General features: G+C 68.5%; 16 protein-coding genes. 8 read left to right on the top strand and 8 right to left on the bottom strand.

Translation table 11 applies throughout. The features are described from left to right. Positions 1 to 41: 41 nt before the first annotated feature. Positions 42 to 509, top strand: a complete 468-nt coding sequence (locus TPAU_RS10085) for a DM13 domain-containing protein (RefSeq protein ID WP_013126648.1) — start codon at positions 42 to 44, stop codon at positions 507 to 509. Next, positions 506 to 979, top strand: a complete 474-nt coding sequence (locus TPAU_RS10080) for a DoxX family membrane protein (protein ID WP_013126647.1) — start codon at positions 506 to 508, stop codon at positions 977 to 979. Before TPAU_RS10085 ends, TPAU_RS10080 begins: the two co-directional genes overlap by 4 nt. Here the strand turns inward: TPAU_RS10080 and nadC are convergent. From nadC to nadA, 3 genes are read right to left on the bottom strand one after another with little or no spacing between them, the layout of a single operon-like run. Next, positions 936 to 1799 (bottom strand): carboxylating nicotinate-nucleotide diphosphorylase, encoded by an 864-nt coding sequence (gene nadC / locus TPAU_RS10075; protein WP_013126646.1) that lies wholly within the window; start codon positions 1797 to 1799, stop codon positions 936 to 938. The genes TPAU_RS10080 and nadC overlap by 44 nt on opposite strands. Beyond that, positions 1796 to 3244 carry an L-aspartate oxidase gene (gene nadB / locus TPAU_RS10070; RefSeq protein WP_013126645.1) on the bottom strand — a complete coding sequence of 483 codons (1449 nt, stop codon included), beginning with the start codon at positions 3242 to 3244 and terminating at the stop codon, positions 1796 to 1798. The genes nadC and nadB overlap by 4 nt, the downstream gene beginning before the upstream one ends. Beyond that, on the bottom strand, positions 3241 to 4290 hold the full coding sequence (nadA, locus tag TPAU_RS10065) for a quinolinate synthase NadA (protein WP_013126644.1): 1050 nt from the start codon (positions 4288 to 4290) through the stop codon (positions 3241 to 3243). Before nadA ends, nadB begins: the two co-directional genes overlap by 4 nt. Positions 4291 to 4363: 73 nt before the next feature. Here nadA and TPAU_RS10060 point away from each other — a divergent pair, with 73 nt between their 5' ends. The 5 genes from TPAU_RS10060 (at position 4364) to TPAU_RS10040 (ending at position 8741) form a co-directional block, all read left to right on the top strand. After that, on the top strand, positions 4364 to 5068 hold the full coding sequence (locus TPAU_RS10060) for an NUDIX hydrolase (RefSeq protein ID WP_013126643.1): 705 nt from the start codon (positions 4364 to 4366) through the stop codon (positions 5066 to 5068). A 51-nt stretch (positions 5069 to 5119) separates the two neighbouring features. After that, positions 5120 to 5833 carry a hypothetical protein gene (locus TPAU_RS10055; RefSeq protein WP_013126642.1) on the top strand — a complete coding sequence of 238 codons (714 nt, stop codon included), beginning with the start codon at positions 5120 to 5122 and terminating at the stop codon, positions 5831 to 5833. Between the two features lie 57 nt (positions 5834 to 5890). Beyond that, on the top strand, positions 5891 to 6862 hold the full coding sequence (locus tag TPAU_RS10050; protein ID WP_013126641.1) for a patatin-like phospholipase family protein: 972 nt from the start codon (positions 5891 to 5893) through the stop codon (positions 6860 to 6862). 86 nt (positions 6863 to 6948) lie between these two features. Then, positions 6949 to 8082, top strand: a complete 1134-nt coding sequence (locus tag TPAU_RS10045; RefSeq protein ID WP_013126640.1) for an LLM class flavin-dependent oxidoreductase — start codon at positions 6949 to 6951, stop codon at positions 8080 to 8082. A 2-nt stretch (positions 8083 to 8084) separates the two neighbouring features. Next, positions 8085 to 8741, top strand: coding sequence for an FMN reductase (locus TPAU_RS10040; RefSeq protein WP_013126639.1), 657 nt, complete (start codon positions 8085 to 8087; stop codon positions 8739 to 8741). A gap of 35 nt (positions 8742 to 8776) precedes the next feature. On the opposite strand, the gene TPAU_RS10035 is transcribed toward TPAU_RS10040, so the two are convergent. Genes TPAU_RS10035 through bioB form a run of 3 tightly spaced genes read right to left on the bottom strand, consistent with a single transcriptional unit; the run spans position 8777 to position 10593 of the window. Next, complete coding sequence (locus TPAU_RS10035) at positions 8777 to 9325, bottom strand: DUF2567 domain-containing protein (RefSeq protein WP_013126638.1); 549 nt, start codon at positions 9323 to 9325, stop codon at positions 8777 to 8779. 36 nt (positions 9326 to 9361) lie between these two features. Then, positions 9362 to 9589, bottom strand: a complete 228-nt coding sequence (bsaP, locus tag TPAU_RS10030; protein WP_013126637.1) for a biotin synthase auxiliary protein BsaP — start codon at positions 9587 to 9589, stop codon at positions 9362 to 9364. Then, complete coding sequence (gene bioB / locus TPAU_RS10025; protein ID WP_013126636.1) at positions 9586 to 10593, bottom strand: biotin synthase BioB; 1008 nt, start codon at positions 10591 to 10593, stop codon at positions 9586 to 9588. Before bioB ends, bsaP begins: the two co-directional genes overlap by 4 nt. Before the next feature lie 179 nt (positions 10594 to 10772). On the opposite strand from bioB, the gene TPAU_RS10020 reads away from it, so the two are divergent. Beyond that, positions 10773 to 11909 carry an acid phosphatase gene (locus TPAU_RS10020; protein WP_013126635.1) on the top strand — a complete coding sequence of 379 codons (1137 nt, stop codon included), beginning with the start codon at positions 10773 to 10775 and terminating at the stop codon, positions 11907 to 11909. Here TPAU_RS10020 and bioD read toward each other — a convergent pair. Next, positions 11887 to 12594 (bottom strand): dethiobiotin synthase, encoded by a 708-nt coding sequence (gene bioD, locus TPAU_RS10015; RefSeq protein WP_245537910.1) that lies wholly within the window; start codon positions 12592 to 12594, stop codon positions 11887 to 11889. The two genes, TPAU_RS10020 and bioD, sit on opposite strands and share 23 nt — an antisense overlap. Further along, positions 12594 to 13745, bottom strand: a complete 1152-nt coding sequence (locus TPAU_RS10010; protein WP_013126633.1) for an 8-amino-7-oxononanoate synthase — start codon at positions 13743 to 13745, stop codon at positions 12594 to 12596. Before TPAU_RS10010 ends, bioD begins: the two co-directional genes overlap by 1 nt. Positions 13746 to 13749: the final 4 nt, after the last annotated feature.

Genomic DNA, 13749 nt, shown 5'->3' with positions numbered 1-13749 from the left:
GCGCCCGAGCCGCCGGACAAGTCCGAGAAGGAGTTCCGATCATGCGCATCACCCGTCTCACCGGTGCCGCCACCGCCCTCGTCCTGGGCGTCTCCCTCGCCGCCTGCGGCGGCTCCACTCAGATGGCGGCGGTTACCACGACCAGCACGACGGCGGCGATGTCGATGTCGCCTTCGACCGCCTCATCCGTACCCGCAGCGGCCCGGGCGATGGGCTCGTTCGAGGGCCTCAACGATAAGCGCGTTGTGGGCACGGCAACCATCACCGGCACGGCGGTCGAACTCGCCGGCTTCGCCTCTGACGAGGGACCCGACCTGCATCTGTACGCGACCACCGGCACGTCCGAGGCGGACGTGAAGGCGGGCGTTCGGCTCGGATCGATCGCGTACGACAAGGCGAGCCAGCGGTTCACGCTGCCCGGTGGCGTATCCCCCACCGCGTACACCCACCTCGTGGTGCACTGCGACAAGGCGCTGGCGGTGTTCGGCGCCGCTCGGCTCAGCCGGTGAATCGGCCGACGATCCGGGCGGCGTCGGTGATCGTGGTCGGCGCCCGGGTCGTGCTGGGACTGCTGTTCCTGCGCGAGGGCTACGTCAAATACCACGCCGGATTCGGTGCCGCCGATATCCGCCTGGTGGTGCGCAGCGCAGTCACCAACCCCCGGGTCCCGGAGCAGTTCACCTGGTTCGCCACCGAAATCATGGACCAGTTCGCTACCGGGCTCGGCGTGCTGGTCCCCATTACCGAGGTCGCACTCGGCGCTGCGGCCGTCCTCGGGATCCTGCCCAGAGTGGTCGCCCTCGGCGCTGTCGCCCTCCTCAGTGTCTATTGGGCATCCGATCAACTCATCGCCCAGTACCCACCGATGGTGCTGTTCTCCGGAGTAATTCTGGCCGGAGGCACGCTGGCACAGATCTGTTCTGTACCAGCGATTCTCACACGTCGAGTCCGAGGTCGAGCGCCCGCACCGAATGCGTGAGCGCGCCGACGGCGAGATAGTCGACACCGGTTCTCGCGTAATCCCGCGCCATATCGAGCGTGAGCCCACCGGATGATTCGAGGCGGGTCCGGGGCCCGTCCTTCTTCCGGCGCTGAACGGCCGCCTGGGTCATCCACAGCGGCATGTTGTCCAGGAGCACCAGGTCGACGCCCAGCGACAGCGCCTCGTCGAGCTGCTCCAACGTGTCGACTTCGACCTCGAGTGGAATTCCGGGTGACCGACGCCGAACTGCCTCCACCGCCGCGGTGACCGATCCTGCCGCCGCTACGTGGTTGTCCTTGATGAGCGCGGCATCCCCGAGTCCCATCCGGTGATTGACTCCGCCGCCGGCGCGCACGGCGTACTTCTGCAACACCCGCAGTCCTGGCAACGTCTTACGACTGTCCCTGATCTTCGCGTCGGTGTCCTCGACCTCGGCGACCCAGGCGGCGGTCGCGGTCGCGATGCCTGAGAGGTGGGTGAGCAGATTGAGCATGGTGCGCTCGGCGGTCAGCAGCGCCGAGGTGGGCGCCTCGATGGTCAGCGCCACATCGCCGGGGCCGATCACGGTGCCGTCGGCGATCTTCGAGGGCACGCGGTAGTTTCCCGGCCCCACCACCTCGTCAAGCACCCACTCGGCGGCGGGGATCCCCGCCAGCACACCGTGTTCGCGGCTCACCACGCGTGCCACCGTCGTGGCGCCGTCCGGGACCGTTGCCGCGCTGGTCACATCCGGGCCGTACCTGAGGTCCTCATCAAGGGCGGTGCGGATCAGCCGCACCACCTCAGCGCGATCTGGTTCCAGCGTCAACTCGGTCATGCCACCACCTCCTGTGGGGTTTTCGATCGCGTCAGGGCCTCGGCCGCCATGGCCGAGGCCACTGTGGTGAGCGCGCGATCCTCGAAGGATGGCCGTGCGACGGACCGGAACGCGGGATCGGCGAGGAGCGCGTTCAGGTCACTGAGTCCATCGACGGTGCGCCGCACACCGCATCGCGCGGTCATCGCATCCTGGAGTGCGGCGCGGTCTGCCGCGGACGGATCAAGCTCGATCACCCGGTCTGCCGATCGAGTTGTCCAGGAGGGAGCTGTCACGGCGCGAGCGACCCGCTGGCCCATCACCAACGCCTCCAAGAGGCTGTTGGAGGCCAGCCGGTTCGCGCCGTGCAAGCCGGTACGAGCGACCTCACCGGCGGCGTACAGGCCGGGTACCGAAGTAGCGCCGGTGAGGTCGGTGACCACACCGCCGCAGAGGTAGTGCGCACCGGGGGTCACAGGGATGAGGTCGGACGCCGGATCGAGCCCGGCGGCACGCACGGCTTGGGTGACAGTCGGGAACCGCTGTGCGACATCGGGAACGGTGCGGGCGTCCAGGTAGACACACGGCGAACCGGTACGTTGCATCGCATCGGTCACCGCGCGGGCGACCACATCGCGCGGCGCCAGATCGCCCATCGGGTGTACGCCGGCTGTGACGGAATCCCCGTGAGCGTCTATCAGTCTCGCCCCCTCACCGCGGACCGCCTCGGAGATCAATGGTCGTCGACCGCGCGCGCCGGGCGTGTAGAGCATGGTGGGATGGAACTGCACGTAGTCCAACTCGCGCAGTTCGGCGCCTGCAGCGGCGGCGAGCGCGATACCGTCGCCGGTGGCTCCCAACGGATTGGTGGTACTGGCGAAAAGGTGGCCCGCGCCGCCGGTGGCCAGGACCACGGCGCCGCCGAACTCATCGCCGACGTCGGTGCGGACGCCGACGATCCGATCGCCTGCGACCAGCAGGGCCTGCACGCGAGCGGGTTTCGCCGTGATCAGCGGCCGGGCACGCGCCGCGGCGGTCAGTGCACGCTGCACCTCCGCACCGGTGGCATCGCCGCCCGCATGAATGATCCGGGCGACGCTGTGCCCGCCCTCCCGTGTCCGTCGCAGACGTCCTGCGGAGTCGGTGTCGAATCGTGCGCCCCAGGTCACCAGCCGGGCGACTGCGGCCGGACCGTCGGCCAGGATCGACCGGGCGGCCGCCCGGTCGACCAGCGGCCCACCGGCGGCAACGGTGTCAGCGAGATGCCGATCGATCGAATCCGGTTCGGCGGACGGATCGGTCGTGTCGACCACGGCGATCCCGCCCTGGGCGTACGACGTCGTCGTAACCGGTGCGCCCCCGGTGGCTGGTTTGTACAGCACCGTCACCGTGCGGCCCGCATCCGCGGCGGCCACGGCAGCGGTGAGCCCGGCGACACCGGCACCCACGACCAGGAGCTCGGTCACTCCCCGCCGCCCGGCTGTCCGATCTCGATCATGCGGGTCACGGCGCTGCGCCCGGCCGCGGCCATGGCGGGATCGACGAAGACCTCGTCTCGGCCCTCGACCAGGCAACGCAGCAACGCAGCCGGGGTGATCATCTTCATGTACTTGCAGGACGCCCGGTCGTTCACTGCGCGGAAGTCGACCCCCGGAGCCGCACGTCGGAGCTGGTGGAGCATGCCGACCTCGGTGGCGACGAGCACCTCACGGGCCCCGGTCTCGCGGGCGGCGTCGAGCATGCCGCCGGTGGAGAGGATCTTCACGCGGTCGTCGGGAACGGCGCCTTCACCGGCCAAGTACAGCGCCGATGTGGCACAGCCACACTCCGGGTGCACGTAGAGATCGGCCTCGGGATGCGCCTTGGCCTGCGCAGCCAGCTCGTCTCCGTTGATCCCGGCGTGGACATGGCACTCGCCGGCCCAGATGTGCATGTTCTGCCGGCCCGTAACGCGCTTGACGTGTGCACCGAGGAATTGATCAGGGAGGAAGAGAATCTCGGTGTCCTCAGGGATCGACTCGACGACCTCGACGGCGTTCGAACTGGTACAGCAGATGTCGGTGAGGGCTTTCACCTCCGCGGTGGTGTTGACGTAGGAAACCACCACGGCGCCGGGGTGTTCAGCCTTCCATTGCGCGAGCTCGACGGCCGTGATCGAGTCCGCCAGGGAGCAGCCTGCGCGCTGGTCAGGGATCAGCACCGTCTTCTCCGGGCTGAGGATCTTCGCGGTCTCGGCCATGAAGTGCACACCACAGAAGACGATGGTGTCCGTGGGCACATCGGCCGCGATCCGCGACAGTGCGAGGGAATCACCGACGAAGTCCGCCACGTCCTGAATGGCGGGAAGCTCGTAGTTGTGCGCGAGGATCGTGGCATTGCGCGCCTTCGCGAGACGTCTGACTTCGGCGACCCAATCGGGCCCGGCTTCGACCCCGGCGTACACGCCATGGTCGGTCAGGCCCTCGAGGAGGGGCGAATCGAAGGTGCGGGCGGCGGATGCGGCTGAGGTCATCGCGCTGCCTCCATTCTTGTTCCGGAGGCCCCGACCGGGCGATCGGAGCATTTTCGTCTTACAATCGAAAACTATGCCCGATGGTAGCACCGGATCGGCGGAACCCGCGATCGCTCACGAAGTGCTGAGTGTCGTCTTCCGCGTCGCCGCAGGACAGGTGCACGTGCTGTTGTGGCAACGCGCCATGGATCCGTACTCCGGAGCATGGGCGCTGCCGGGCGGTGCGCTGCGATTCGACGAGGACCTGCCCACGTCGGCCCGGCGTCAGCTCGCCGAGAAGGTGGACGTGACCGATGTGGCCCACCTCGAACAATTCGGAGAGTTCTCCGATCCCCACCGGGTTCCGGCGACCCCTTCCTCCGCACGCACGATCGCATCGGTCTTCCTCGGGCTGGTGCGCACCGACACCAACCCACGACTGCCCGACGACACCGATTGGCACGACCTGGACAGCCTGCCCGAAATGGCCTTCGATCACGCCGTGATGGTGCACCGGGCGAGAGCCCGGGTCGCGGCACGCCTGTCCTACTCCAATATCGGATTCGCCCTCGCTCCGCGCGAATTCCCCGTCTCGGAGCTGCGCGACATCTACGTCGCGGTGCTGGGATACCCGGTGGACGCGACGAACCTACTGCGGATTCTGTCGCGCCGTTCGGTGATCACCGCCACCGGAGGCACGGCACGCTCAGGACGCGGACGTCCTCCGGCGTTGTACCGGTTCACCGACTCCTACCTGCGGATCACCGACGAGTTCGCCACGCTGCGGCCGCCGGGCTGACTCCCCACGGATTCCCACCCTGCAGGATCGGGGCCTCGTTACGATCGCACGGTGACCGAGGACCACGCCGAAGAGGAACTCTCCAGCGCCGCCAAACAACAGATCTCGGACGCCACCGACGCCCGGATCGTGCGCACGCTCGGCACCGGCGCCAGTGTCGCGGTTCTGTTCGTGGTACTGCGACTGCTGGTGGTCTCGGAGTGGGACTGGCGAGTGGCATCGCGGATCATGGCGGTCACCGATGTCAACAGCGCGCTCACCATCGTGCTCGGCACCCTGATGAGCGATCCGGAATTCACTGGCGCCCTGGTCATGGTGCTACTCCCACTGTCTGCGCTGCGCCTGGCCTGGCGGATGCATGCGAAATCATCGACCAGTGTCTGGTCGGCACTGCTCGTGGCCGTTCTCGCCTCGGCGTGTATTGCTCTCACCCTCACCTACGGGTACTACTGGGTCCCGGCCGGAGCCGGAGCGATCGCTCTGGCAATCCTTGCTGTCAGGCACTGGTTCAGCGATGGGATCAGCGCCCGCACAGCTGATTTCGCCGTTCGTGAGGTCGGCAGTATCGCCGCCGTCGCCGTGCTCGTTCTGGCTGCGGTCGAGCGCACACCGTGGACCCCCACCGAGCGGATCCACACCCGGAGCGGGGTGGTCGCGGCGCACGTCCTGAAGGTCGAATCCGGCTACCTCACCGCACTGACCGAGTCGGACCGCGAAGTGATCATCATCAATTCCTCCGAGGTCCTTCGGCGCGAGCCGATCTGACCGCCGTCGAGCCGTCGACGCTGAGCCGTCGGCGCCGCGCAGCGCTACCGTGGTGGCATGAACGCGTCGCGCACCGCCGACCTCGTCCTGGAAGGCGGTGGCGTGCGAGGAATAGCTCTGCTCGGCGCCGTCACCGAACTCGCCTCAGCCGGTTTCCGATTCCCCCGCATCGGCGGTACCAGCGCCGGCGCCGTGATCGGAGCCCTCGTCGCCGCCTACCAGCGAGCCGAACGCCCACTCGACGAACTCGTCGTCGCCCTGGACGAGGTGGACTTCCCGCGGTTCACGGCGGAGCCGGCCCTGCAGCGGGCCCTCGGCCCGGTCGGTGACGGTGCGGCAATCCTGCTGCACGAGGGCATTCATTCGGGCGACTACCTCCTCGAATGGCTCACACCCCTGCTGGCCCGCGTCGGTGTGCGGACCTTCGCCGACCTCCGCATCGACGACGATCCCGGTACGAGCCTCGCGGACTACCAGCGCTACGCCTTCGTCGCCACCGCATCGGACGTGAGCCGGCGGGTTCTCGTGCGGCTGCCGTGGGACTACGACCAGTACGGTCTGACCGCCGACGAGCAGTCCGTGGCAGCGGCGGTGCGTGCGTCCATGGCGGTTCCGTTCTTCTTCCGCCCGGTCCGGGTCGAGACCGATCGCGGCGCCGTCACCTGGGTCGATGGCGGCCTGCTGTCCAACTTCCCGGTGCAGATGTTCGATCGCTCGGATGGCCGCGCCGATCGGTGGCCGACGCTCGGCATCAAACTCTCAGCCGAACCCGGTGACGCGAGACCGGATGCACCGCTGAGCAATCCCGTGAGCCTGGCGATCGGTTGCCTGCGCACGGCGATCGATCAGGACGCCAACCGATATCGACTGGCCGACGAGTGCATATCGCGCCGCACCGTCTACATCGATACCGGCGACGTCTCATCGCTCGACTTCTCCCTCGATGCAGCAGCCCGCGCGCGCTTGCTGCAGGCCGGGCGAGACGCCGCTCGAGCCTTCCTGACCACGCAGGATCACGGCCTCGCCTGAATCGGGAACGACCGGGAACATATTCGGACCGCGGTCCGTTACAGTGCATGAAGGGCCCACCAGGGGCCCGACCGGGAAGGATCGACATGCAGTTCGGCGTTTTCACGGTCGGCGACGTGACCACCGACCCCACGACGGGAACCACCATCAGCGAGCACGACCGCGTCAAGGCAATGACTGCGATCGCCCTGAAGGCCGAAGAGGTGGGCCTCGACGTCTTCGCAACCGGGGAGCACCACAACCCGCCCTTCGTCCCGTCCTCGCCCACCACCCTGTTGGGCTGGGTCGCAGCGCGCACCGAGAAGTTGTTGCTGAGCACGGCGACCACCCTGATCACCACGAACGATCCGGTGAAGATCGCCGAGGACTACGCCATGCTGCAGCACCTCGCTGACGGCCGTGTCGACCTCACGCTGGGGCGCGGCAACACGGGCCCGGTGTACCCGTGGTTCGGCAAGGACATCCGGCAGGGAATCCCCCTCGCCATCGAGAACTATCACCTCCTGCGCAAGCTCTGGCGCGAGCCGGTCGTCGACTGGGAGGGCCAGTTCCGGACTCCGCTGCAGGGATACACATCTACTCCGGCTCCGCTCGACGGCACACCGCCCTTCGTGTGGCACGGTTCGATCCGCTCCCCCGAAATCGCCGAACAGGCGGCCTTCTACGGAGACGGCTTCTTCCACAACAACATCTTCTGGAACTTCGAGCACACCCAGCAGATGGTGCGCCTGTACCGGCAGCGGTTCGAGCACTACGGCCACGGCTCCGCCGATCAGGCGATCGTCGGCCTCGGCGGCCAAGTGTTCATGGCCGAGACCGAAGCGCAGGCCAAGCGCCGGTTCCGTCCGTACTTCGACAACGCTCCGGTATACGGTCACGGTCCGTCGTTGGAGGACTTCGAGCAGATGACCCCGCTCACCGTCGGCACCCCCGAGCAGGTGATCGAGAAGACCCTGGGCTTCGCCGATTTCGCCGGCGACTATCAGCGCCAGCTATTCCTCCTCGACCATGCCGGGCTGCCGCTCGACCAGGTGCTCGAACAGGTCGAGATCCTGGGTACTCAGGTGGTGCCCGTGCTGCGCAAGGAGTTCGAGTTGCGCCGCCCGGCGCACGTCCCGTCGGATCCGCCGACGCACGCGTCGCTGGTCACCGCCGGTACGAATGCTCCGCACCGCCTGGTATTGCCCGCACAGGAACTCGTCACTGCGAAGGAGGCCTGACCATGTCACGCCACCTGGTGGTGATCACCGCCGGCGTCTCCGAACCCTCGTCCACTCGGCTGCTCGCCGATCAGCTCTCCGACGCCACCCGCGCCGCGGTATCGGCGCGCGGCGAGGAGGTGGACGTCCGCGTGATCGAGGTCCGGGAACTGGCCCGCGATCTCGCGACGGTGATGACGACGGGGGTGCCGACACCGGCGCTCACCGCAGCGAAGGACGCGGTGGCCGAGGCGGACGGCGTGATCGCCGTCTCGCCGGTGTTCACCGCCTCGTACAGCGGATTGTTCAAGATGTTCGTCGATGCCCTCGATCCCGATACGCTCACCGGCGTACCCGTCATGGTTGCCGCCACTGCCGGAACCCCCCGCCACTCGCTGGTGCTCGATCACGCTCTGCGGCCCCTGTTCGCGTATCTGCGCGCGCAGATCCTCCCGACCGGTGTGTTCGCCGCGACCGAGGACTTCGGGTCCTCGGAACTCGCCGCACGGATCGGGCGGGCCGCGGCCGAACTCGCCACGGCGATCGTGACCGACGACGGAGCCGTATCCGGGTTCGGCGGACCGTCGGATCTGAGCAGACCGCGCCGCTCAGGGAAGGCGAACGATCTAGGGCCGGTCACCGACTTCGCCGAGTTGCTGCGGGGCCACACGGGCGATTAGGGGTCTTGTGGTGCAAGCCGGTGCCGCCCGTCAGGTCAGGGCAACCTGCGCGCGAACGCGGCGGCGAGGCCGCACCACAGGGCAGTGATCGCCGGCCACACGAGCACGATCACCCAGGAGGCGAGCACACCGATCACCCCACCGGGATGGTTGGCCACCTCCATGATGTTGGCACCGTCGAGCCGGATGGAGGGCGCGGCCGTATAGTCGAGCCCGCGCCCGCTCGGCCCGGCGAAACGCGCGTCGGCGATCGCCTGCCCGAGCACCGCAGCGATGGCGACGGCGATCGCGGCCGCGGTCAGTGTGACGCCCACCCATTCGGGCGTGCGCCGCCGACTTCGGAACAGGGACATCGCGGTCAGAGCGCCGCCGAGAATCGAAATGCCCACGAACATCGCCGTCGCGACGAAGTAGTTGTCCAACTGCCCTTGACGCACCAGGACGTCTCCCGAATCGGTGACGATGCCGCGGACACCGGGCACCGTCAGACCCCAGATCAAGCCGGCGGCGGCACCGAGCACCGCGGCCACGACCGCCGGGACGACGAGAGAAGGGCGCTGCGGCGCCGTAGGTACGGGAATCACCGGCGCCAGCCTAGCGACTGTCCGCAGCGCCGGCGCTCAGCGCTCGCGGCTGGTGGAGTCGATCTCACCATGTCGAGAGCAGCGGGCAACCCAGCCGTCGGGCACGATCTGCACCACCATCCGGCGCGCACAGTGCCCGCAGAACCGGGGTGGTTCGAGACCGAGTCGCGCCGCCGCGAAGACCGGCCCGCCCTCGGCGAGCGGCTTGCCGGTGTACTCGTTGTAGACCGGCGGTGCCGGATCGTCGGTGACCACGATGCTCACAGCGAATCGTTGAGAGCCTTGATCGGCATCTTCAGCTCGTTGAGCAGATCGAGGTCCGTCTCCGCCGGGCGTCCCAGGGTGGTGAGGTAGTTGCCCACGATGACGGCGTTGATACCACCCAGAATGCCCTTCTCCGCACCCAGATCTCCCAGGGTGATCTCGCGACCACCGGCGAACCGGAGGATGGTGCGCGGCAAGGCGAGCCGGAACGCGGCGACCGACTTGAGCGCCTCCGCGGCAGGCAGCACGTCGAGATCGCCGAACGGGGTTCCGGGCCGCGGGTTGAGGAAGTTCAGGGGAACCTCGTCGGGCTCGAGTTCGGCGAGGTTCGCGGCGAACTCGGCGCGCTGTTCCAAGGACTCCCCCATCCCCAGGATGCCTCCGCAGCACACCTCCATACCGGCCTCACGGACCATGCGCAGCGTGTCCCAGCGCTCCTCCCAGGTGTGCGTGGTGACCACGTTGGGGAAATGCGACCGGGACGTCTCGAGGTTGTGGTTGTAGCGGTGCACACCCATATCTTTGAGCTGATCGACCTGCTCCTGGGTGAGCATGCCGAGGCTGCACGCGATCTGGATGTCGACCTCGTTGCGGATGGCCTCGATCCCCGCCGCGACCTGGCTCAGCAGCCGCTTGTCCGGGCCCCGCACGGCGGCGACGATGCAGAACTCGGTGGCACCCGTCTTCGCGGTCTGCTTAGCGGCCTCGACGAGCGACGGGATATCGATCCAGGCGGACCGAACCGGCGATTCGAACAGGCCGGACTGGCTGCAGAAGTGGCAATCCTCGGGGCAGCCGCCGGTCTTGAGGCTGATGATGCCCTCGACCTCGACCTCGGGACCGCACCACTTCATGCGCACCTCGTGCGCCAACTGCAGCACCTCGTCCAGCCGGTCGTCCGAGAGCTGCAGGACGGCGAGCACCTGTTCCTGATTCAAGCCCTCGCCGCGTTCGAGCACCTGCTCGCGTGCGACGTCGATGATGTCGGCCAGCACTCCGGTCATGGATTCTCCCTCGTCGTCAGCTGAGTCGTCGCGGCGGGCTCCGCCGCGCTGTTACGAGCACTGTACAGCGTTCAATTCATGAACAGTGTTCAGGTCCCGCGCGGGCGCGGCAAAGGTTCATCCGATCGACAGAATTCGTTTCCTTCCCTTTTCTAGGCATTCGAGCAAGGGTTTCCGTCATGAATCTGCGCACGAAGAAGCTGCTCGCCGCGAGCATGGCGACCGTCGCCCTGATCGCCCCGGTGAACTGGTCGATCACCACCGCGGCCGCGGCCACCCCGGCCACGAACTGCGCTTTCACTCCGACGGCCGTGCCGCAGAGCGCCCCGTTTCCCGCCGATCGGCTGGCCTCGACGGGCACTGCGAAGACGTACATCGCTGAGCTCGCCGCATTCTCGTCGCTCCCGGAATCGGTGAAGAAGGCGAATCTCGACACCGCCGTCGCCACCAACAACGCCGCCTCGAAGGCGGAACAGCAGTACGCAGTCAACGACAATTACGGGATCGTGGACGACTCGGTGTTCAACGCCCTCGGCGAGAAGCTCTACCCCGCCTTCCTCGCAGCCGAACGGGCGGGCCAGCTTCCCAAGACCGCCGCGCTGCTGATCGGCAAGAAGGCGGCTCTGAACTCGTACGTCGACACCTCTGCTGCCAAAAAGCACTTCCAGTACCCCCGCCCGTTCGAGGTCGCCCCCGATCGGATCCACCGGTACGGCGACGACCGCCCGGACCTGTACCAGAGCGTGCGCGGCTCCGGCTCGTACCCCTCCGGACACACAGCGTGGGGTTACTCCGAGGCATTGATCCTCGCCACACTCGTCCCAGAGCTCGGTCCCCAGTTCCTCGCCCGCGGGGCTGACTACGGCCGGCACCGCGTGGTGCTCGGAGTGCACTACCCGCTCGATGTGATCGGTGGCCGGATCCTGGCGCAGGCTGCGGTGGCCGACGCATTGGCGAATCCGGGATTCGCAGCCCTGGTCACGGACGCGCGTACCGAACTGCGCGAGGTGCTCGAGGCCCGGGTCGGCGGCACGATCGGCGATGTGGTCGCATGCCAGAAGAACTACGTCAGCACCGATGCGGCTGCGGCCGCCTACCGTCGCGATCTCACCTGGGGCCTCCCCCGCGTGAGTGGCGATGCGCCGGTGCAGGTCCCCGCGGGTGCGACCGCACTCCTGCGCGCCGCACATCCCGGGATCAGCGATGCACAGCTGCGAGAACTCCTGTCCCGCACTGCCACTCCCGCCGGTTACCCACTCGATGTCAGCGGTGGCTGGCAGCGGATCGACCTGCTCAGTGCATGGATAGCGACGTAAGCCAAGCCGCGTCGAACCATGAGGGCGCCGCGGCGCCGAACTGCTCCGGCGGGAAAGCGGTGGCGCCGTCGGGTATCCGGCCCACGATCGGTACGCCGGTCACCTCGGGCAGATCGTCGATATTGCACCGCTCGGCGAGTCCCGGCCGTTCGGGCCAGCGGGACAGCACGATCCCGGCGCAAGCGACATCCGCCGCATCGAGCGCGCGGACGGTCAGTTCGGTGTGATTGAGGGTGCCGAGGGCGGGATCTGCGACCACCACGACCGGTGCCCCTAGGTCGGCGGCCACATCCACCAACGTGAACGGCGTTCCGGCGGTGTCCAGTCCGAGCCGGACCAGGACGCCGCCCGCACCTTCGACCAGCACCACCCCGGCGCGTCCGCGGGCCAGGGCCACCGCCTCGGCACGATCGAGCGGTGCGGCGCCGACGCGCCGAGCGGCCGTGAGCGGTGCGAGCGGGTCCGGGTACCGGCGGTGTTCGACGGTGATCGCCTCGGGTACGAGCCGCGCGACCTCCGCCGCATCCGAGAGCTGACCGTTCTCGTCGAGGTCGGCGCCCGCGGCGAATCCGGTCTGAGCGGGCTTGATCACCGTGACCCCGGCCGTGGGCAACAGCGCCGCGGCGAGCGCGGCGGTCGCGACCGTCTTTCCGACGCCGGTCGATGTGCCGGTCACACAGAGGATCACCCGGCGGCCCGACGGATCGCCGCCACGGCACGCGCGATCTCGGCGTCGGTGAGGTCCGCACGCACGGTGATGCGCAGCCGTGAGGTGCCCTCGGGTACGGACGGCGGACGGAAGCAACCGACCCGCACCCCGTCGGCTGCGCAGGCATCCCGCGCCGCGACAGCGCGTTCCGGATCGCCCAGCACCAGCGAGACCACCGCCGAAGCCGGCTCGAGTGCCCCCACGCCGGCGGCGATGGCACGCGCCCGATCGAGCACCCTCACCACCCGCGCCGGCTCCCTCTCGATAACGGTGAGTGCGGCATCCGCGGCGGCCACCGCGGCAGGCGCGAGCCCGGTGTCGAAGATGAACGGGCGCGCGGCATCGATGAGGTGGGCGCGGACCCGCTCGGCGCCGAGCACCACACCGCCCTGCGATCCCAACGCCTTGGACATCGTCGCGGTGACCACCAGGTCGGGTGCACCGGCCAGGCCGAGCTCGTCAACGAGCCCACGGCCGCCGTCACCCCGCACACCCAGTCCGTGCGCCTCATCGACCAGCAGCGCGGCGCGGTATTCGCGCGCCGCCGCGTAGAGCTCCGCGACGGGCGCGAGCGCACCGTCGGCGCTGTACACCGAGTCGGTGAGCACCAGGGCCCGTTCCTCCGGGCGATCGGCGAGCGCCGCCCGAGCCGCGGCGACATCACCGCGCGGCACCACCACCACCCGAGCCCGCGAGAGCCGGCAGGCGTCGACGAGCGAGGCGTGCGAACCGCCGTCGGAAACGATGAGCGAGCCGCGTCCGGCGAGCGCGGTGACCGCGCCCAGGTTGGCGAGGTATCCGGAGGAGAAGCACAGACCTGCCTCGGCGCCGACGAACCGTGCGAGCCGGTCCTCGAACGCCTCATGCAGCACGGTGGTGCCGGTGACCAATCGGGATCCGGTCGAGCCCGTCCCCCAGGTGCGAACGGCGGCCGCGGCGGCATCGATGACCGCGGGATGGCGGCTCAACCCGAGGTAGTCGTTCGAGGCCAGATCGATGTCCGCGCCGTCGGGTCCCCGGGCGACGAGCGAGCGGCGCAGGCCCGCGGCCTCGCGGTCGTGGGCGTAGCCGTCCAGCCAGTCGAGGGCTTCGGCCGCGTTCGGGGCAGTGACTTGAACGCCGTTCATGCGA

Source organism: Tsukamurella paurometabola DSM 20162 (assembly GCF_000092225.1).
GTDB classification, from domain to species: domain Bacteria; phylum Actinomycetota; class Actinomycetes; order Mycobacteriales; family Mycobacteriaceae; genus Tsukamurella; species Tsukamurella paurometabola.
The sequence above is the reverse complement of the archived record's forward strand: the minus strand, read 5'-3'. Positions and strand labels throughout refer to the sequence as shown.